This window comes from Amycolatopsis cihanbeyliensis, from assembly GCF_006715045.1.
GTDB classification, from domain to species: Bacteria; Actinomycetota; Actinomycetes; order Mycobacteriales; family Pseudonocardiaceae; genus Amycolatopsis; species Amycolatopsis cihanbeyliensis.
This window is the reverse complement of record NZ_VFML01000001.1, coordinates 2,826,765-2,845,769: the sequence shown is the minus strand read 5'-3', so window position 1 is coordinate 2,845,769 and position 19,005 is coordinate 2,826,765. Positions and strand designations below refer to the sequence as shown.

The following is a 19,005-nucleotide window of genomic DNA, read 5'->3' as shown; positions in this document are numbered from 1 at the left end:
TGAGCCGATGCGTAACCAGGTCGACGCGTTCATCCGGCTGGGTCAACCGAAGTTCCTGCTGGAGAGCCTGTTGATGGTTACCCTCGGGCTTACCGTGTCTGTCTATTCAGGACAGTCATTTCAGCTCGTTCCGTGGCTGATGGTGCAGTTGATCGTCACCGGGACGCATCTGATGACCCAGTACTGCAACGAGTACTTCGATCTGCGGGCGGACCGCGCGCATACCGGGCCGAACAGGTGGACCGGTGGCAGCCGAGTGCTGGTATCCGGGGAGCTGAAACCGGTAGTGGGCTTGTCCGCGGCGTTCACGCTGCTCTTCGGCGTGCTGGTACTCGTGGTGTTGCTGCCCGCACCCGTCGAGCGGCTGATCGGGCTGGCCGGGATCACCCTCGCCTGGTTCTACACGGCGCCACCGGTCCGGCTGAACTACCGCGCGCTCGGCGAGATCACCACATCCGGCGCGCTGACCGTCCTGTCCCCGCTGCTCGTGGTGTATGCGCAGATGAAGACCGTCCCACCGGTGCTGCTCGCGCTGTTCGGCCCGATGTTCCTGGTGATGGTCGCCAGGATGATCGTGATGAACTTCTGCGACCGCGAGTCCGACCTGCGGGCGGGGAAACGCACGTTGCCGAACACCCTGGGCCCGCGCCGGGCGGCACTGCTCTTCACCGCCCTGCAGGTGACCGCCTACGGCGTGGTCGTCGTGGTGACCGCGGTGGGCATCCTGCCTGCGCCCCCGGGCATCGGCCTCCTCGCCACCGCGGCGCTGGCCTACCCGATCTGCCGCCGGCTGCTGACCGAACCGCCGTCCGAAGCGGATCCGGCTGCCGCGGCCGCCATCGCCAGGCTGGCCACCACGCACGCCGCCGCCACCGGCTTCACCGCGGTCATCGGCATGATCGTCGCGATGGCCGTGGGGTCGGGTGGCGGCTGGAGCTCGTCGGCGCTGGTGTGCCTCGGCATCTTCGCCGTGTACACGCTGCTGTTCACCGCGGTCCAGCTGAGTGGCGGCAACCGGAAAGCGGTGGTCTCGTGAACGTGGCGTTGCTGGTGGCCCCGCCGGTCGTGAGTCCGCAGCGCGAGGTCCCCGACATCCTGCCCGACATCGCGTTCGGCGTCGTCGGGATCTGCACGTTCGTCCTGTATCTCGCCGCGATCCGGCGCGGGTACCTGGACAAACGCTCCACGCTGCCGGTGTTCGCCGCGTGCGCGAACGTCGCGTGGGAGGTGACCTACGCGTTCATCTACCCGATCGACCCGATGATGCGCACCATCCTGTACTTCTGGCTCCCGCTGAACCTGGTGCTGCTGTTCCAGGCGGTGCGCTACGGGCGCAAGGACTTCGGTCGCATGTCGGCGCGGTTGTTCGGCTGGATGGTAGCCGGGTTCTCCGCCTTCGCGTTCACCTTCATCGTCGCCGCGACCCGGGAGTTCGGCGACGATGAGGGGGTCTACACCACGGTCTTCGTCGTGGTGCTGATGGAGTCACTGTTCCTGGTAACCCTGTGGGTGCGCCGCAGTACCGAGGGCCAGACGATGTACATCGCGGTGGTCAAGACATTGATCGACGCATCCGGCGGGGTCGCGCTGATCGCCTGGTACCCGGATCGGTGGCTGCTGCACCAGATGATCGCCGCCGAGCTGATCCTGGACGCGGTCTACATCGTCGCGCTGTACCGGCAGTTCCGAGCGGAAGGCGCGTCGCCATGGCGGAAGTTCTGAGCTCCCGGCGCGTGGTCGTCCTCGGGGCGGGGGTCGCGGGCCTGCTCGCCGCGTCGGTACTCGCCAGGGAACTGGGGCAGGTGACGCTCGTCGAGCGGGACCGGCTCGGCCGGGGTTGCACTCCCCGCAAGGGAGTTCCGCAGGCGCGGCACGCGCACCTGTTGCTCGGCAGCGGCGCGAGGGCGGTCGAGGACCTACTGCCGGGCACGCTCAACGCGTTACTCGCCGGGGGTGCGCGCAGTATCGGCATGCCCGACCAGATTCTCACGCTGACCCCGCAGGGCTGGATGCCTCGGTTCGCCCAGGTACAGTTCTTGATCGGTTGCAGCCGGACGTTCCTGGAGAACACGCTGCGCGACCGGGTGCTGCGCGACGCGCGGATCACCCTGGTCGAGAACGCCGACGTCATCGGGCTCACCGGAGACGCGCGCCGCATCGGCGGCGCACTCGTACGCGACCGCTCGACCGGCGAGACCGCGCCGGTCGAGGCGGACTTCGTCGTGGACGCCACCGGCGCGAGCTCCGACGTGCCGCACTGGCTCGAAGCGCTCGGCCTTGCGGCCGACGAGGACATCGTGGACAGCGGAGTCGGCTACGCCACTCGCCTCTACCGGCCGTGCCCGCAGCTACGCGAGTTCCCGGCGATCTGCATCCAGCCGGACCCGAACGGTGCCGGGCACGGCGGGGTGCTGCTGCCGATCGAGGGCGGCCGGTGGATGGTCAGCGTTGCCGGCATGCGGGGCTACCATCCGCCCGCGGACAACGCCGGATACGTGGAGTTCGCCGGGAAACTCCGGCACTCGCTGATCGGCGAGCTACTCGCTTCGGCCAAGCCGCTGGGCGGCGTGCGCGGTTTCCGTACTCCACCCAACCGGCGACGACGTTTCGAACGGGTGCCGCACTGGCCCGAGGGTTTCGTCGTGCTCGGCGACGCCGTCGCCACCTACAACCCGCTGTACGGGCACGGGATGTCGGTCGCCGCGCTGCAGGCGGTGGCGTTGCGCGAGACCCTGCGCGCGCACGGGGACCACGCGGGGCTCGCCCGCCGCGTGCAGCGCGCGGTCGTCCGCACGGTCGAGGACGCGTGGACGCTGGCGTCCGAACAGGACACCCGCTACGAACGGACCATCGGCCCCAAACCGGGCCTGCTGAAGAAGGTCGGTTCCCGGTACGCGGAACAGGTCGGCAAGGCGGCCGCGGTCCGGCCCGAGGTGACCGCGGCATTACTTGACGCGTATACCCTCAACACGCCACTGTCGAGCCTGCTCCGGCCGCGGACCGCGCTCGCCGTCCTGCTCCGCCCGCGGTACCAGCCAGACAACGCACCTCCGCTCACTCGTCCGGAGCTGGCTTCACTGCGACTGGCTTCGCCGCGCGTACTCGGTGCCGACACCGGGATGAATCCGACAGGTAGAGAGAGGAAGCCGGATGGGTAGAGAGTCGATTCGCTGGGGTGGTGGTCTGCTGGCTCTCGTACTCGCCACCACGGCCTGCGGTGGCGACGCGACATCGGGCGACGGCGACCAGCCGCGCCAGGGCGGCGTGCTCACGTTCGCCACCGACGCCGACCCGGCCTGCATCGATCCGCACCAGTCGCCGACCGCGGCCTCGCAGCTGATCACCAGGGGGGTGGTGGACTCGCTGGTCGCCCAGGACCCGGAGACCCTGGAGATCAAGCCGTGGCTGGCCGAGTCGTGGACGGTCTCCCCGGACGCCAAGCGTTTCACCTTCGACCTCCGCGACGACGTCACCTTCAGCGACGGCGAGAGGTTCGACGCCGCGGCGGTCAAGGAGAACTTCGACCGGATCGTTGATCCGGCGACGAAATCGTTGCTGGCCGCCGGTTTCCTCACCGGCTACGCGGGAACGACCGTGGTGGACCCGCACACCGTCACGGTTGCGTTCGATCAACCGAACGCGCCCTTCCTGCAGGCGGCGAGCACCGCGTTCCTCGGCATGGAATCGCCCGCGACCTTCACCTCCGGCCAGCAGGAGCTGTGCCAGAAGGTGATCGGCAGCGGGCCGTTCGTGGTCGACGACTACGTGCGCCAGCAGAAGATCGAACTGGCACGGCGCCCCGACTACCAGTGGGCGCCGCCGGACCGGGAGCACACCGGCGCCGCCTACCTGGACAGGGTGGTCATCACGGTGGTCCCGGAGAATGGTGTGCGGCTGGGCAGCCTGCGCACCGGCCAGGTCGACGCGATGGCGAACGTGCCCCCGCGCGAGGCGGACTCGCTCACCGGTGACCTCCGGCTGCTGACCAAGGAGCAGCCCGGGATCGCCTACTCCCTGGTGCTCAACGCCCGCAAGGAGCCGTGGGCCGACGTGACGCTGCGGCGGGCGTTCGCGAAGTCGGTCGACACCGAGCAGATCGTGTCCACGGTGTACCAGGGCAAATACCCGCGGGCGACGAGCGTTCTCACCCCGGCCACTCCCGGGTACACGAACGTGCTGGAGCGCGGCCAGTTCGACCGCGCGGCCGCGGAGGAACTCTTCGACCAGGCCGGCTGGGCGAAGGGTCCGGATGGCGTGCGGGCCAAGGACGGCGAGCCACTGACCGTCGAGTGGACCTACATCTCGCCCGCCCGCGAGCAGCGGGACGTGCTCGCCCAACTCGTGCAGCAGCAGCTCAGGGAGGTCGGTGTGCAGATCAGGCTGAACCCGCTGCCGATCGGGGACGTGGTGAGCAAGCAGGCGAAGGGCGAGACCGAGCTCAGCGACATCAGCTTCGTCCGCGCGGACGGCGACGTGCTGCGCACCACGCTGTACTCGCCGCGGGGCGGAGTGCCCGCGTCGGTCGATCCGGAGCTGCCCGGCCTGCTGTCCGCCGCGACCGCCACCATCGACCCGGAGCGGCGTGCGGCCACCTACGAGCGGGCACAGCGCCGGATAGTCGAGCAGTCCACGGCGGTGCCGGTCTACAACCCGACCTACCTGCTCGGCACCAGCAAGGCGGTGCACGACATCACGTTCGACCCGCAGGGCCTGCCGGCGTTCCACGACGCATGGGTGGCTCGCTGATCGTGGCCGGTAGGGGGCGGGGGGAGCTCGGCGGGTTCGTCCTGCGTCGGCTCGCCGCGGTGCTTCCCGTGCTGCTGGCCGCGCTCACGCTGTCCTTCGCGATGATCCATCTGGTCCCCGGCGACCCGGTCCGGACCATGCTGGGTGCCGGTGGACCGCCCACGCTGGAGCAGGAGCAGGCCCTGCGCCATGAACTCGGCCTCGATCGGCCGATCCCGGCCCAGTATCTCGATTTCCTGGGGAACGCCGTGCTCGGCGACTTCGGCCGCTCGATCAACACGGGGGCCCCGGTCGCGGATCTGATCGGTGCGGCCGCACCGGGCAGCGCGGCGCTCGCGGTCACCGCGCTGGCGCTGGGGTGCCTGCTCGGTGCGGGCGGGGCGCTACTCGCCGAGATCACCCGCTGGCGGCCGCTGCGCACGGTACTGAACGCGCTGCCGGTGCTGGCGATGTCGATGCCCGGTTACTGGGTGGCCATCCTGATGATCCAGATATTCTCCTTCCAGCTCGGCTGGTTCCCGGCCACCGGGCAGGACGGCTTCGCCGCGCTGGTGCTGCCCGCGGCCACCATGGCGTTACCGGCCGCCGGTGTGATCGCGCAGGTCCTGGCCACCGGGCTGCGGCAGGCGGGCGCCGAGAGCTACGTACTCACCGCGCGGTCGAAGGGCGCGGGCCCGTGGCGCGTGCAGTTCCGGCACACCCTGCGCAACGCGAGCCTGCCCACGATCACCGTGGTCGGTACGACGGTCGGCAACCTGCTCGCGGCCGCGGTGGTGGCCGAGACGGTGTTCGGACGCCAGGGGCTCGGACGGCTGACCGTCACCGCGATCACCACCCACGACCTGCCCGTGCTACAGGGCATGGTGGCCCTGCTCGGCGTGCTCTATGTCGCGGTGAATCTCGTGGTGGACGTGGTGTACGCCTATGTCGATCCGCGCGTGACCTCGGGGCGGAGGGAGTGATGGTCTTCGAGCCGCCCGAAGCGCTCGTGCCGCCCTCGGCGGGGCGGACGCGCCACGCGCTGCGGCGACTCGCGCGCAGCCCCGCGGCGATTCTCGCCACGGCCACCCTGCTGGTGATGCTGGTCGCCATGGTCGTCCCGGACCTGGTCTCGGGCCATGACCCCGAGGCGGTCGATCCGGCCCACCTGCTGCGGCCGCCGAGTTGGGCGCACCCGTTCGGCACCGACCAACTCGGCCGCGACCTGTTCAGCCGGGTCGTGCACAGCGCTCGGCCCTCGCTGGGGGTCGCCCTCGGTGCGACCGCACTCGCGGTGCTCGCCGGTTCGGTGATCGGCCTGCTCGCCGGGTTCGTCGGTGGCTGGCTCGACGCGGTGCTGATGCGCGTGGTGGACGTCCTGCTCGCGTTTCCGGCGCTGTTGCTGGCACTGGCGGTGGTGGCCGTGCTGGGCAGTTCCGCGGTGAACGTGGCGATCGCGGTCGGGCTGTCCAACCTGGCCACGTTCGCCCGGGTGGTTCGCGCGCAGGTGCTGCACGTCCGGACGCGACCGTACGTGGCGGCGGCCACGCTGTCCGGGGTGCGCGCGCATCTGGTGCTGCTGCGGCACGTCGTCCCGAACGTGGCCGGCCCGGTGGTGCTGCTCGGCCTGCTCGGGATCGGTGTGGCCATGCTGGCCTCCTCGTCGCTGAGTTTCCTCGGGTTCGGTCCGAGCCCACCGGAAACCGACTGGGGGACACTGGCCGCAGCGGGACGGGACTACATCGGCACGGCCTGGTGGTTGACCACGTTCCCCGGTCTGGCGGTTGCCGCGACCGTGCTCGCGGCAACCACGTTCGGCCGGGTCCAGCAGCGGCAAGGGGTTCGCCGATGAGTCCACTGCTGTCGGTCCGCGAGCTGCGGGTCTCCTACCACGGTCCCGCGGCGCCGGTGCGCGCGCTGGACGGCGTCGACCTCACCGTGGGCGGTGGGCAGACGGTGGCGGTCGTCGGCGAGTCCGGTGCCGGGAAGAGCACCCTCGCGCTCGGGCTGCTCGGCCTGCTGCCCCCGGCGGCACGTACGCTCGGCGGGGAGATCCGGCTGGGCGGCAGGGAACTGCTCGCGCTGGATGACCGCGAGCTGCGCGCGGTGCGCGGCCGGGAGATCGCGTTCATCCCGCAGGATCCCGGGACCGCGCTGAACCCGGTCGTGCCGGTCGGTGTGCAGGTCGCCGAGGCGTTGCGTATCCACCGGCTCGCCGACCGCGCCGCGGCGCGGTCGGCCGCGGCTGACCTGCTGGACACCGCGGGTCTGCCCGCCGGGAGGGCGACGAACTATCCACACGAGCTCTCCGGCGGGATGCGCCAGCGTGTGCTGATCGCGATCGCGCTGGCCGGGCGGCCCAAGGTGATCGTGGCGGACGAACCCACCAGCGCGCTGGACGTCGTCGTGCAGGCGCGCCTCCTGGACCACCTCGCGGAACTGACCGCCGAATCCGGCACCTCGGTCGTGCTGATCACGCACGACCTGGGCATCGCGGCCGAACGCGCCGAGCACATCGTGGTGATGTATCGCGGCCGTAGCGTGGAGTCCGGGCCGGCCGAGTCGTTACTGGCGCGGCCCCGACACTCGCATACCCGCCTGCTGGTCGAATCGGCGCCCAGCCTGAACTCGGCTCGGTTGACGGCCGCGACGCCCCCGGTGGCGGTACCCCGGCAGCCGTTGCTGACGGTGTCCGGCCTGGCCAAGACGTTCGCCGGTCCCGGTTGGCGAGGACGTCACCGCAGGACGGCCGTGGCCGGTGTCGACTTCACCGTCGACCGGGGGGAAACGCTGGCGTTGGTGGGTGAGTCCGGGGCGGGCAAGTCGACCGTGGCCCGGCTGCTGGTACGCCTCGAGGAGCCCACCGCGGGGGGGATGAGGTTCGACGGCGCCGAGGTCGCCGAGCTGAGAGGCGCGGCCTTGCGCCGGTTCCGCCGCCGCGTACAGCTGATCTTCCAGGACCCGTTCGCCTGCCTGAACCCGAGATTCACCGTCGCCGAACTGCTCGACGAACCGCTGCGGGCCTTCAAGCTGGGCGACCGTGCGGCCCGGTGGGATCGCGTGCGCGAGGTCGCCGGCCAGGTGGCGCTGTCCCCGGCGCTGCTCGGTCGCCGCCCCGGCGAGCTCTCCGGCGGCCAGTGCCAGCGTGTCGCGATCGCACGGGCCATCGCCGTGCAACCGGACCTGCTGGTGTGCGACGAGCCCGCGTCCTCACTGGACACTTCGGTGCAGGCGCAACTGTTGCGACTGCTTGTCCGCCTCCAGGCGGAACTGGGCTTGAGCTACGTCTTCATCACACACGACCTCGCGGTGGTGCGCCAGATCGCCGACCGGGTGGCGGTGCTACGCAACGGACGTATTGTCGAATCGGGTCCGGTGGACGAGGTGTTCGTCACCCCGGCCGATCCGTACACCCGGGAGTTGCTGTCCGCCGTGCCCCGCAAGCGTCGCACCACCACCGGCGTCCATGACCGAACCGAGTTCGAGAGGGAGAGGGAACGCAGATGAGCAGCACTCCACGGGCCGCGGAACCAGTGGACATCGACAAGTACGGGCCGTACGGCCAGCCGCCGAGCAAACCGCCTGCGGGAGCGCCGAAGCAGGAACGACCGGGGCCGGCGTTCCCGAACCGGATCACGGCCGACGGCTCCGCGGAGTTTCCGGCGGAGCCGGGCCGCTACCATCTCTATGCGGCGCACCCCTGCCCGTTCTCCCAACGCGTGCTGATCGCCAGGGAGATGAAGGGCCTCGAGGAGGTGATCACGGTATCCATTCTGGACCCGATGCGGGACAGCCGAGGGTGGGCGCTGCGCGAGGGTCCTGGGCACGGTCTGGATGAGGTGAACGGGTTCGCCTACCTGCGTGAGGCGTACGAGGCGTCCGGCTTCGAAGGGCACTACTCGACCCCGGTGCTCTGGGACCGGAAGACCGGCAGGATCGCCAGCAACGACTTCCGGAACCTGGACACCGACGTGGCCACCGCGTTCGACAGGTGGGCCGGCCGGGAGATCGACCTGTACCCGGCGGACCTGCGCGGCGAGATCGACGAGCTCAACGAGTTTCTCTTCGACAAAGTCCATAATGGGCCATACAAGTGCGGTTTCGCGCCGTCCCAGGAATTCTACGAGACCGAGGTGCGTTCGCTTTTCGCCGCACTCGACGAGCTCGACGCTCGCCTTGCCGATCGGCGCTACCTGTTCGGTGACCGGCTCACGTTGTCCGACATCCGGCTCTGGGTGACCCTGGTCCGGTTCGACGTCGTGTACCTCACTCATTTCAAGGCCAACCTGCGCAGGATCACCGACTACCCGAACCTGTGGCCCTACGCCCGCGACCTCTACCAGGACAACGCCTTCCGCGGCACCACGAACTTCGACCACATCAAGCGCCACTACTTCGGCACGCACACCTGGATCAACCCGTCCCGGATCGTCCCGCTCGGCCCCGACCTCGACTGGGAGGCCCCACACGGCCGGGAAACTCGGTAGGAGCTGGTCAAGAAGGTGCCTGCGCACGGTGATGCGGGGGCGCGCCTTCTGAACACTGCCTGGCGCTCAGGCCGCCCGGCCGGGATCTCGCCGGTGGACCCGGCTCAGAACCCGATCGGTTCGCGCACGAGGACGGCCGTGGCACGGCCGGGAAAGATCTCGCGTTCGATGATCAGGATCTTGGAAAGAACGCTCGGCTGCCCGTATGCCTCGAGGCAGCGCGCGTGCTCCTTGGGGAAGGAGTAGGTACGGATCCGACGCAGCGCGGTGTCCAGGTCCGGCACCACCTTCTGCGCACCGATGACCCACAGTACCTGGGCCGCGCCCGCCGCGTACGGGGCCAACTGGCTGCCGCTCGCCGACGCCGCCAGCAGCTCGCCTCCCTCGGTCACCGCGTGCACGCTGCCCACGATCACGTCCGGCGTGGTGCCACGCAGGCGGAACTGCTCGATGTCGCCAGGCGGCAACTGCTCACGCAGCGAGACGAACCGCCCGGACTCGTCGACGTCCTCGGTGATCCCGGAAAGGCGCAGCGTCTCACTGGCCGCGGTGAACACAGCCTTGCCGGGCGGTAGCAACTCGTTCACCCGCTGCCGCGCACCGGGCACGGTGTCGACGACATCGACGGTGATGCCGCGCCCGCGCAACGCGCCCGCGGCTCGATCGATCGCCTCGTCGGTCGCGGGTCTCGCGAACTTCTCGTCGGCAACCGGGGTTGGGGTGGTCACTTCATACCTCCTGGTGTCCTATTTAGATGTCGGGTTATTCAGGTCCGTAGCGTGCGTCACCACTGCTGTGACCTGCAACGACCTCCCGCCCGTCGCCCACCGCCACCCGATCGGTGGCGCTGCGCGCCGCGGTGACCATGGGCCTGGCGGCCCGCGGTCGCTGGGTCGTTCTGAACAACCCTCCTGGGATCCGAACGTGAAAGGTCACCCGGCCCGCGAATCTCGCTCAGCGCGAGTTCAGTTTCAGTGGCAGGTTTTCCAGGCCGCGGAAGAGGATGTTGTCCCGGTATCGAACCTCCTCCGCGGGGACGGCGAGGGTCAGTTCGGGGAACCGCTCCAGCAGCCGCTCGATGGCGACCCGGGTTTCCAGCCGGGCCAGTGGCGCACCGAGGCAGTGGTGCACGCCGTGCCCGAACGCGAGATGCCCGCTGGCATCCCGGCTGATGTTCAGCCGACCGGCATCCGGGAACCGCGTCTCGTCGTGATTGGGCGCGCCCAGCGGGATCAGCACGAACTCGCCTTCGGGGACCTCCACGTCACCCAGTTTCACCGGCTCGGTGGTGAACCGCAGCGTGGTGGTGCCCGCGGCACCGTCGTAGCGCAGGAGTTCCTCGATCGCGCCACCCGGCAACTCGGGCTCGGCGCGCAGCGCGGCGAGCTGGTCGGGATTGGTGAGCAACGCGAACACACCGTTGCCGATCTGGTTCCCTGTCGATTCGAATCCGGCGCTGAGCACGAGGAACACCATGGCCACCAGCTCGGTCTCGTTCAACCGGTCGTCCTCGTCGCGCGCCTGCACGAGTCCGGTGACCAGATCGTCGGCGGGGTCTTCCCGTTTCCGTGCCACCAGGCCGCGCAGGTAGTCGGCCATGGCACTCGCCCCGGCACCCTGCTCCTCCGGAGTCCCGAACGCGATGTCCTTCGAGATCCCGCGGAAGTAGGAACGCTCGTCCTCGGGCACTCCGAACAGCTCACCGGCCACGTTGATCGAAAGCGGAAACGCGTAGTCCTCGAGCAGTTCGACCTCGTCCTGCCCGTCGAGCCCTTCGAGCAGGTGTTGCGCGATCTGCTCGACCCGTGGTCGCAGCCGTTCGATCCGGCGCAGGGTGAATGCCTTGGTGACGAGCTTGCGCAGCCGGGTGTGGTGGGGAGGATCCATGTTCAGCATGTGCGACTGGAGTACCTCGTTCAGGAAGGCCGGCGTGCCACCGCCTTCATCCTCCTGCTGCCGCTCGTGCAGTGGCGTGGCCCGGCGCGAGTCCTTGCTCAGCGACGGGCTGGTCAGGGCCACACGGGCGTCCTCGTACCGGGTGACCAGCCATACCCGCAGCCCGTCCGGCATGATCGCCTGCCGTACCGGTGTCTCCCGTCGTAGCTGCCGGTACAGGGCGTGCCGGTCCTGAATGAAGTCGTCCCCAAGCACGACGGGTGACACGTCAACCATGCTGTCCTCTGCTGTCGGGTTGGATCTCCTGCTCAGTGCCTGTTCCTGAACTCGCGTCACGGTCGGCTCGGCCGGGCTCGGACTTTCGTCATCACAGTCACCTTCGCGGGTCGTGCGCCCGGCCTCGCCGCCCGTGGGCTCCGCCGCGCGAGTTCTTCCACTCACCATGAGCAGCTATTTCCAGTTCCGGAACAGGCTCTCAGGCGTTTCCTTCGTGGCGCCGGGGTCACGGTTGAGCCGCGCGAGCAGTTGCCGCGCCCGCGCCTCGCCGAGTTGCTGCCCGGTTTCGGTGCACACCGTGCGCGCGGCCTCCGCGCTCACGGCCGCGGCGGCTGGATTGCCCGTCTCCAGTTCGAGCTGTGCCAGGGCCAGCAGCGCCGCCCCCGCATGCAGCCGGAAGCGGCTGGTGCGGACAAAACTCATGGCCACTTCAGCCTGCTCGCGCGCTTCGCCCCACCGGGAAAGTCGACGCAGCACGGTCGCCAAGCCGATCCGGGCTTCGAGCGTACCGTAGGCGTACGGTCCCATGCTTTCGGCGACGGCGAGTGCCTCTCGGTAGTAGTCCTGCGACTCGTCGAGCCGGTCGAGGCGTTCCAGAACCGCCGCCAGCGCGTTCAAGGCGTCGGCCTCGGTGCGCCGGTGCTTGATCTCCCTGGACAGCGCGAGTGACCTCCGCGCGGTGTCGTGGGCGGTGTCCAGCCGGTCGAGTTCCCGGTAGATGCTGGACAACCCGTTGAGGCTGCGGCTTTCCCCGAAGGCGTTCCCCAGTCGCTGGAAGATCCGCGAGGTCTCGGCGAGCGTGTCCAGCGCCTCGGAGAACCGGCCGAGGTCCCGGTATGCCATGCCAAGGCCGAACAGGCGCACCCCGTGCGTGTACGGCCCCCCGCGATCGCGGCCGACCTCGACCGACTCGGTCAGCCACCGCAACGCTTCGTCGAGTTCGCCGAGGTAGCGGTGCGTGATCCCGACCCCGTGAATGGCGTCCGCCTCCTGGTCGGCGAACCCGTGGCGGCGGCAGAGTTCCAGCGATGCCTTCAGATTCTCGCCGGCTTCGGTCAGCCGGCCGGTCCACAGGTTGGCCAGGCCGAGCGTGTAGCGGCAGCCGACCTCGTACTCCGGGTTGCCGAACTGCGCGCCGCCGCGCAGTGCCTGGCCGAGCTGTTGAATGGCCAGTGCCTGGTGGCCCGAGGTGAGGTACGCGAACCCGAGCGCGGTGTGCATGATCGCCTCGCCCTGCGGTTCGTCCGACCGCAGCGCGCACTCGAGCCCGATCTGGGTGGTCAGCACCCATTCGGTGAACCGGGTGCTGAGGGCGAGCGGGGCGCCCATCGCGACGGCCATGCGCCAGCCGTAGGCGTACGGTCCGTGTTCCGCGGCATGCGCGAGCGCGGCCTGCAGATCGCCGAACTCGGCGTCCATCCACGCCTTGGTCTGCGCGACGGTGTTCAGCCGGGGCAACTCCACCGCGGCCATGTCCTTCGGTGGCTCGGGTTGTTCCCGGTTGGGTTCGACGATCTGCGACGCGGTGACCGTCGCGCCGAGGTGCAGCGAGAACAGGCGCCGCACGGCGGCTTCCCTTGCCTCCCCGCTGTCCATGGCCTCGCTCTGCTCGACGGCGTAGTGCCGGAGCAAGTCGTGGAAGTGGAACCGGTCGGAGCCGTAGTCCTGCACCAGGTTGGCGATCCTGAGGTGCTCGAGCAGCGGCCGCACGCCCTCGACGGTGGTGTCGAACAGCGCGGCCGCCGCGTGCGTCGTGAAGTGGGGTCCCGGCACCAGCCCCAGGTAGCGGAACAGCGTGGCCTCGTCCGGTTTGAGCGTCGCGTAGGAGAGGTCGAACGCGGCCCGAACGGCAGCCTGCTCGTCGCCCTGGATGGCGAGGTTGGCCAGCCGGTCGGCGGCGCGCAGCTCGGCCACGTAGGACCGGATCTCCCGGTACGGTCTGCTGGAAAGGTTCGCCGCGGCGATCCGCAGCGCCAGCGGCAGGTACCCGCAGAGCCGGGCGAGCTCGTGCGCGGCTTCGGGCTCGGCCGGAACCCGCTCGTCGCCGATGACCGTGGCCAGCAGCGAGACCGCGACCTCGGGTTCGAGGACGTCGAGGCTGATTCGACGGGCGCCCTGCAACGCCGTGAGCCCGCGCAGATCGTCGCGGCAGGTGACCAGGACCGCGCACTGCTCGCCCGCCGGGATCAGCGAGCGGACGTGGCCCGCGGAGCCGGCGTTGTCCAGCACCACGAGCATCCGCTTGTCCGCGAGGATCGAGCGGTACAGCGCGACCTGCTCGTCCAGGTCGAGCGGGATGACCTCGGCGGAGACGCCGAGGGCTCGAAGGAACCGGGGAAGCACGTCGGCCGGGGTGATCGGTGCGGCGTGCGAGTAACCGTGCAGGCTGACGTACAGCTGGCCGTCCGGGAAGTGATCACGCAGTTTGTGTGCCACCCGCTGAGCGAGTGTGGTTTTGCCAACGCCCGGTAGTCCCTCGAAGACCACCACCGGCGGCGCTTCCCGTGGCTCGGCGGAGAGGAACTCGGTGACCCGCGCGATGATGTCCTCTCTGCCGACGAAACTGACGATGTCCGGCGGTAGCTGTGCCGGAGGGGGCAACGGCCGTACGGGCGGTGTGGCCACCGCGGGGGTCGCCGCCGGTGACGCGCCGAGGGTAGGATCGTTGACCAGCATCGCCTGGTGCAGACGCTGCAGCTCGCCCCCTGGGTCGATGCCGAGCTCGTCGGCGAGCATGGTGCGTACCTGCTGGTAGACGTCCAGCGCCTCGGCCGCGCGCCCGCTGCGGTAGAGCGCGAGCATGAGCTGTGCCCAGAACTGCTCGCGAAGCGGTTGGTCCGCGGCGAGCACACGAAGTTCGCCGATCAGGTCCTCGTGCCGGCCCAGCTCGAGGTCGGCGGCGATCCGCCGCTCGAGCGTGGTCAGGCGTTCCTCGGTGAGCCGAGCGATCTCGTTGCGACACAGCGATTCGGATGACACGTCGACCATGGCGGAGTCCCGCCACAACGTGAGGCCGCTCTCGTACTCCTCGGACGCGTCTTCCCAGTGGCCGGCCGCGGCCGCGCGGCGCCCGCGCTCGACATGTTGCCGGAACACGTCGACGTCCAGTTCACCGGGCTCGATGCGCAGGAGGTACCCGGTCGGCCGGGTGACGATGCGCTCGCCGCCGCCGGGTTCGACCTCGTTCAACGCCCGACGGATCCGGGAGACGTAGGTGTAGATCGCCGCGGGCCCGCCTCGATCCTCCCCGAACACGGCCTCGATGAGCTGTTCGACCGAGACGACCCGATTGGCACGCAGAATGAGAGCGGTCAGCAGCGAGCTCTGCCGTGAAACGCGTAGCTGAATTCGACCCGACAAGCCGGATACTTCGATCGGGCCCAAAATTCGAAACTCCACCCGTCCCCCCGGCGTAGCATGCATGCACTAACCACCTGCCCGGGCCAGGTATTGCCTGGATCGCTCAGCATATCACTGCGGCGGCGACCGAACGAACACGCCAGGCGGGCCCTGAGCCACCAGAAGTCGCCTGGCGTCCCTGCGCAGCGACACCCGACCACCGCCACGACCGCCGGCAAGAGGAGCGCGGAGCGAACGTTTGCATACCGACTGGAATCGGTGCGCCCACGGCACCGCATTCGGTGTCTCATTCAACGGTCGGGCTATTCAGATCCGCAGTATGCCTCGCCAGTGCTCTGGCCTGCAACGACCGCGCGCGCGGGCCTGGTGACCCGCGGTCGCTGGGTCGTTCTGAATGGCCATCTCGGTCCGAAATCAAGAGCTGCGCACATTCCGCGGGAGTACGCGAAACCGGACGGGCGGTCCGGACCGACCTCCGGGCCGAGGTCGGTCGCCAGGCAACTCGCGCCGTAGCCGTGCCCCGGACATGCGTGTGCCCGGCCCGGATCGCACGATCGCGGGCCGGGCCGGGTTCGGCTGCCGATCAGGTGAACGCGGCGTCGAACATGCCGGGCTCGTAGGAACCCCCCTGCTGGTGCACGATCACGGCGAGCCGGTTGGCCGCGTTGATCAGGGCGACCAGGGCGACCAGCGCGGCGGTCTGGTCGTCGTCGTAGTGCTTGCGTACCTGGGCCCAGGTCTCGTCGGACACGCCGTGGTGGGCGTCGGCGAGCCGGGTGCCCTCCTCGGCGAGCGCCAGCGCGGCCCGCTCGGCCTCGGTGAACACGGTGGCCTCGCGCCAGGTGGCGACCAGGTTGAGCCGGACCGGGCTTTCCCCGGCGGCCGCGGCCTCCTTGGTGTGCATGTCGACGCACCAACCGCAGCCGTTGATCTGGCTGGCACGCAGCGACGTCAGCTCCTGCGTGGACTTCGGCAGCGGCGACTGCTGGATCACCAGGCCTGCGCCCGCGAACCGCTTGGCGAACTTGGCGGCGATCTCGTTGTCGAACATGTTGAATCGGGCGTCCATGACTTCGTCCTCACTCGCGGGGTTGCGTGCTGCCGCACTGAACGAACACCAGATGCCGGCGACCCGATCCTTGTGACAGCGCGATCGCGTGACGCGCGTCACAGGCGCGTGGTCACCGTCTCGGTGTCACACAACGGCGGGCCGCGGTGTCTGGTGGATGACACAGTCGAGCGTGAGGAGGAGCCGCCCATGGCAGGCACGTCACGGACCGCACCCGAGGACCGCCCGGACCACGCGACCGAGGCGTTCCTCGCCCACCGCAACCTGCTGTTCACCGTCGCCTACGAGCTGCTCGGCTCGGCCGCCGACGCGGAGGACGTCCTGCAGGAGACCTGGCTGCGATGGATCGGGGTCGATCTCGGCACGGTGCGGGACCGGCGTGCGTACCTGGTCCGGATCACCACCCGCCAGGCACTCACCCGGCTGCGTACGCTCGGTCGCCGCAGGGAGTCCTACGTCGGCCCCTGGCTGCCCGCGCCGCTGCTCACCGCGCCCGACGTGGCCGAGGACGTCGAGCTTGCCGACAGCGTCTCGATGGCGATGCTGCTGGTCCTCGAGACACTCACGCCGACCGAGCGGGCGGTGTTCGTGCTGCGTGAGGTGTTCGAGGTCGACTACGACGAGATCGCGGAAGCCGTCGGCAAGGGCCAGGCCACGGTCCGGCAGATCGCGCACCGGGCGCGGGCACACGTCGCGGCGCGCCGGCCGCGCGGAGTCGTGTCCGCGGCCGAGGCTCGGCACGCGCTCGAGGCGTTCCAGCGGGCGGTCGAGACGGGTGACCTGCAGAGCCTGCTCGACCTGCTCGCGCCGGACGTCGTTTTCCTCGGTGACGGTGGCGGAGTCAAGCAGGCCGTCCCGCGGCCCGTCGTGGGGGCCGAGAAGGTGGCCCGCCTGCTGGCCGCCGGACGGGGCCGGATCGCCGGCACGGCGACGCTACGGCCGGTACAGGTCAACGGCTACCCGGCGCTGGTTCTCCGGCTCGACGGCGAGATCGACACCGTCGTGGCGGTGCGCATCGACGAGGGCCTCGTCACCGGGCTCTACGCCGTGCGCAATCCCGAAAAGCTGTCGCACATGCAGCGGGAGACCGCCCTGCGCCGCTGAGCCCGAGGCTGTCGGCAGTCATGCGCAACGAGCCGTGCCGACCGATGATTTTCCCCGCGGACCACTGTCTTACCAGTGGAAGCGCCGACAACGGCAGGAGGAGATCATCATGCGCACGCTCGCCATCACGCAGAACATCACCATCGACGGGTCCGTCGAGATGCTGGCCGACTGGTTCGACCCGCAGGGCCAGGGCGGTGTGGACAACTCGGACCTGCTCGAGGAGCTGCACCGGCAGGACCGCGACGCGGACGGGTTCCTCGTGGGCCGCCGGACCTTCGAGGACCTGCGCGGCTACTGGCCCGAGCAGACCGACGACACCACCGGGATCACCGACTACCTCAACGAGGTCCAGAAGTACGTCGTGTCCTCGACGATGACCGACCCGCGCTGGCGGCACTCCACGATCCTCTCCGGCGACCCGGTCGAGGAGGTCCGCGCGCTGAAGGCGCAACCGGGTAAGGACATCGTGGTCACCGGGAGCATCACCCTGTGCCATACGCTGATCGAGGCCGGGTTGGTCGACGAGTACCGGTTGTTCACCTACCCGGTCGTGCAGGGTCGCGGCCGCGGGCTGTTCCCCGAGGGCTTCGAACTGCTCGATCCGACGTTGCTGGACGCCAGGTCGTTCCGTGGCGGGGTCGTCCTCACCCGTTACGCCGGGGCCTGAGGTCCGAGTGGACCATCGGTCATGGGGTGACCTCAGAGGTCCCGGGTGGTGTCGGTGAGCGCCTCGTCGAGGATGGCGACCCCGCGGGCGATCTCGTCCTCGCTCGCGGTCAGCGGGGGCGCGATCCGGAAGGTGCCTCCCATTCCGGGCAACTGGACGATGTTCATGTGCAGCCCGAGCTCGAAGCAACGCCGGGTGACCGCCGCGCCGAGCCGGTCGGCGCCACCCGCGCCCAGCACGTGGTCACCGAGGAGCTCGACACCGAGGAGCAGGCCACGGCCGCGGACGTCCCCGATGACCTCGTGGCGGGCGGCGAGCTCATCCAGTCCACCGCGCAGTGTGCTGCCGAGTCGGCGCGCCCGCGCGTCGAGGTGTTCGCGGGCCAGGACATCGAGGACGGTGTTGCCGACGGCGGCAGGCAGCGGGTCGTTGACATGGGTGGTGAGGAACAGGAACCCCCGATCGTGCGCCCGCTGCTCGATCTCCGCGCTGGTCAGCACGGCGGCCAGCGGTAGTCCGGCGCCGAGCGTCTTGGACAGGGTGAGGATGTCCGGCACGACACCGTCGTGCTCGAAGGCGTACCAGTCGCCGGTGCGGCACAACCCGGTCTGCGCCTCGTCGAGGATCAACAGCATGTCCCGTTCCCGGCACTTCTGTGCCAGTGCGGCGAGATAGCCCGGTGGGAGTTCGACCACGCCGCCGGAGCTGAGGATCGGCTCGACCAGGCAGGCGGCGAGGCTGCCGACCGACTGGGCGTCGATCAGGTCGAAGCCCAGGTCGAGCTGGCGGCGCCAGTCGAGCGAGCCCTCGGCGTCGACGATGTCGGGGTGGAAGCGGTGCGGAACCGGCAGCGCGAAGTTGCCCGGCCCGGCAGGGCCATAGCCCCTGCGCCCCGCGCTGTAGGTGGCGTTGGCGGCGGCCTGGGTCATCCCGTGCCAGGACCGGGCGAACGCGACGACCTCGTGACGACCGGTGACGAGCTTCGCCATCCGGACCGCGGCCTCGTTCGACTCCGCCCCGGTGGTCAGCAGCAACGCCTTCGTCAGCGGTTCGGGCACGGTGCCGGCGAGCCTGCGGGTGAGTTCGACGACCGGGCGGCTCAGCATGCCGCTGTGCAGGTGATCCAGGGCGGCGATCTGCTCGCGGACCGTCGCGACGATCGCCGGGTGCGAGTGCCCGAGGATCGCGCTCATCTGGCCGGAGGTGAAATCGAGCAGCTCGCGGCCACTCTCGGTGAACACCGAGGTGCCCGCGGCACTGGCGATGATCTCCGGCGTGAAGGCGGAGTGGCCGGAATAGCGGATGAGGTGGCGCTCGGGGTCGGCACCGGCTGTCTCGGAAAGCATGTGACCGACGTTAGGGACGCATCGCTGCGCGCGTCCATCACACAGATCTGACCGTTCTGTTCGGCTCAACCG

15 protein-coding genes are annotated in these 19,005 nt (G+C 69.7%); 10 read left to right on the top strand and 5 right to left on the bottom strand.

Annotation, left to right across the window (positions count from 1 at the left end):
* Window positions 1-7: 7 nt before the first annotated feature.
* The 8 genes from FB471_RS12535 to FB471_RS12500 are packed head-to-tail and all read left to right on the top strand — an operon-like array spanning window position 8 to window position 9,212.
* A complete protein-coding gene (locus FB471_RS12535; protein ID WP_141998028.1) occupies window positions 8-1,036 on the top strand; it encodes a prenyltransferase in 1,029 nt (342 codons plus the stop codon).
* A complete protein-coding gene (locus FB471_RS12530; protein WP_141998026.1) occupies window positions 1,033-1,722 on the top strand; it encodes a transmembrane-type terpene cyclase in 690 nt (229 codons plus the stop codon). Before FB471_RS12535 ends, FB471_RS12530 begins: the two co-directional genes overlap by 4 nt.
* Complete coding sequence (locus FB471_RS12525) at window positions 1,707-3,158, top strand: FAD-dependent oxidoreductase (protein WP_141998024.1); 1,452 nt, start codon at window positions 1,707-1,709, stop codon at window positions 3,156-3,158. The genes FB471_RS12530 and FB471_RS12525 overlap by 16 nt, the downstream gene beginning before the upstream one ends.
* Window positions 3,151-4,746: an ABC transporter substrate-binding protein gene (locus FB471_RS12520; protein ID WP_141998022.1), complete on the top strand. Its 1,596-nt coding sequence runs from the start codon at window positions 3,151-3,153 to the stop codon at window positions 4,744-4,746. Before FB471_RS12525 ends, FB471_RS12520 begins: the two co-directional genes overlap by 8 nt.
* Window positions 4,731-5,708 carry an ABC transporter permease gene (locus tag FB471_RS12515; protein ID WP_141998020.1) on the top strand — a complete coding sequence of 326 codons (978 nt, stop codon included), beginning with the start codon at window positions 4,731-4,733 and terminating at the stop codon, window positions 5,706-5,708. Before FB471_RS12520 ends, FB471_RS12515 begins: the two co-directional genes overlap by 16 nt.
* Entirely contained in the window at window positions 5,708-6,577 is an 870-nt protein-coding gene (locus FB471_RS12510; RefSeq protein WP_141998018.1) for an ABC transporter permease, read from the top strand. The genes FB471_RS12515 and FB471_RS12510 overlap by 1 nt, the downstream gene beginning before the upstream one ends.
* A complete protein-coding gene (locus FB471_RS12505; RefSeq protein ID WP_141998016.1) occupies window positions 6,574-8,232 on the top strand; it encodes a dipeptide ABC transporter ATP-binding protein in 1,659 nt (552 codons plus the stop codon). The genes FB471_RS12510 and FB471_RS12505 overlap by 4 nt, the downstream gene beginning before the upstream one ends.
* Entirely contained in the window at window positions 8,229-9,212 is a 984-nt protein-coding gene (locus FB471_RS12500) for a glutathione S-transferase family protein (RefSeq protein ID WP_141998014.1), read from the top strand. Before FB471_RS12505 ends, FB471_RS12500 begins: the two co-directional genes overlap by 4 nt.
* A 104-nt stretch (window positions 9,213-9,316) precedes the next feature.
* Here the strand turns inward: FB471_RS12500 and FB471_RS12495 are convergent, their stop codons facing one another.
* From FB471_RS12495 to FB471_RS12480, 4 genes are all read right to left on the bottom strand, one after another.
* Complete coding sequence (locus tag FB471_RS12495) at window positions 9,317-9,940, bottom strand: LUD domain-containing protein (protein WP_141998012.1); 624 nt, start codon at window positions 9,938-9,940, stop codon at window positions 9,317-9,319.
* 226 nt (window positions 9,941-10,166) lie between these two features.
* Window positions 10,167-11,384: a cytochrome P450 family protein gene (locus FB471_RS12490; protein ID WP_141998010.1), complete on the bottom strand. Its 1,218-nt coding sequence runs from the start codon at window positions 11,382-11,384 to the stop codon at window positions 10,167-10,169.
* Between the two features lie 174 nt (window positions 11,385-11,558).
* Entirely contained in the window at window positions 11,559-14,744 is a 3,186-nt protein-coding gene (locus FB471_RS12485) for an AfsR/SARP family transcriptional regulator (protein WP_170220794.1), read from the bottom strand.
* Window positions 14,745-15,327: 583 nt separating this feature from the next.
* The gene (locus tag FB471_RS12480; RefSeq protein ID WP_141998006.1) at window positions 15,328-15,813 is read right to left on the bottom strand and encodes a carboxymuconolactone decarboxylase family protein; all 486 of its coding nucleotides are present in this window, start codon (window positions 15,811-15,813) and stop codon (window positions 15,328-15,330) included.
* 189 nt (window positions 15,814-16,002) lie between these two features.
* Between FB471_RS12480 and FB471_RS12475 the strand changes: the two genes are divergently transcribed.
* Window positions 16,003-16,917 (top strand): RNA polymerase sigma-70 factor, encoded by a 915-nt coding sequence (locus FB471_RS12475; RefSeq protein WP_141998004.1) that lies wholly within the window; start codon window positions 16,003-16,005, stop codon window positions 16,915-16,917.
* A 109-nt stretch (window positions 16,918-17,026) separates the two neighbouring features.
* Window positions 17,027-17,587, top strand: coding sequence for a dihydrofolate reductase family protein (locus FB471_RS12470; RefSeq protein ID WP_141998002.1), 561 nt, complete (start codon window positions 17,027-17,029; stop codon window positions 17,585-17,587).
* A gap of 32 nt (window positions 17,588-17,619) precedes the next feature.
* Here the strand turns inward: FB471_RS12470 and FB471_RS12465 are convergent, their stop codons facing one another.
* Window positions 17,620-18,933, bottom strand: coding sequence for an aspartate aminotransferase family protein (locus tag FB471_RS12465; protein WP_141998000.1), 1,314 nt, complete (start codon window positions 18,931-18,933; stop codon window positions 17,620-17,622).
* Window positions 18,934-19,005 lie beyond the last annotated feature (72 nt).

What these genes read in the sequence shown, in the direction of transcription:
- FB471_RS12525 (WP_141998024.1), top strand. Translation starts at nt 1,707, where the DNA reads ATGGCGGAAGTTCTGAGCTCCCGGCGCGTGGTCGTCCTCGGGGCGGGG.
- FB471_RS12490 (WP_141998010.1), bottom strand. Translation starts at nt 11,384, where the DNA reads ATGGTTGACGTGTCACCCGTCGTGCTTGGGGACGACTTCATTCAGGAC.
- FB471_RS12465 (WP_141998000.1), bottom strand. Translation starts at nt 18,933, where the DNA reads ATGCTTTCCGAGACAGCCGGTGCCGACCCCGAGCGCCACCTCATCCGC.
- FB471_RS12535 (WP_141998028.1), top strand. Translation starts at nt 8, where the DNA reads ATGCGTAACCAGGTCGACGCGTTCATCCGGCTGGGTCAACCGAAGTTC.
- FB471_RS12505 (WP_141998016.1), top strand. Translation starts at nt 6,574, where the DNA reads ATGAGTCCACTGCTGTCGGTCCGCGAGCTGCGGGTCTCCTACCACGGT.
- FB471_RS12510 (WP_141998018.1), top strand. Translation starts at nt 5,708, where the DNA reads ATGGTCTTCGAGCCGCCCGAAGCGCTCGTGCCGCCCTCGGCGGGGCGG.
- FB471_RS12500 (WP_141998014.1), top strand. Translation starts at nt 8,229, where the DNA reads ATGAGCAGCACTCCACGGGCCGCGGAACCAGTGGACATCGACAAGTAC.
- FB471_RS12475 (WP_141998004.1), top strand. Translation starts at nt 16,003, where the DNA reads ATGGCAGGCACGTCACGGACCGCACCCGAGGACCGCCCGGACCACGCG.
- FB471_RS12480 (WP_141998006.1), bottom strand. Translation starts at nt 15,813, where the DNA reads ATGGACGCCCGATTCAACATGTTCGACAACGAGATCGCCGCCAAGTTC.
- FB471_RS12470 (WP_141998002.1), top strand. Translation starts at nt 17,027, where the DNA reads ATGCGCACGCTCGCCATCACGCAGAACATCACCATCGACGGGTCCGTC.
- FB471_RS12515 (WP_141998020.1), top strand. Translation starts at nt 4,731, where the DNA reads ATGGGTGGCTCGCTGATCGTGGCCGGTAGGGGGCGGGGGGAGCTCGGC.
- FB471_RS12520 (WP_141998022.1), top strand. Translation starts at nt 3,151, where the DNA reads ATGGGTAGAGAGTCGATTCGCTGGGGTGGTGGTCTGCTGGCTCTCGTA.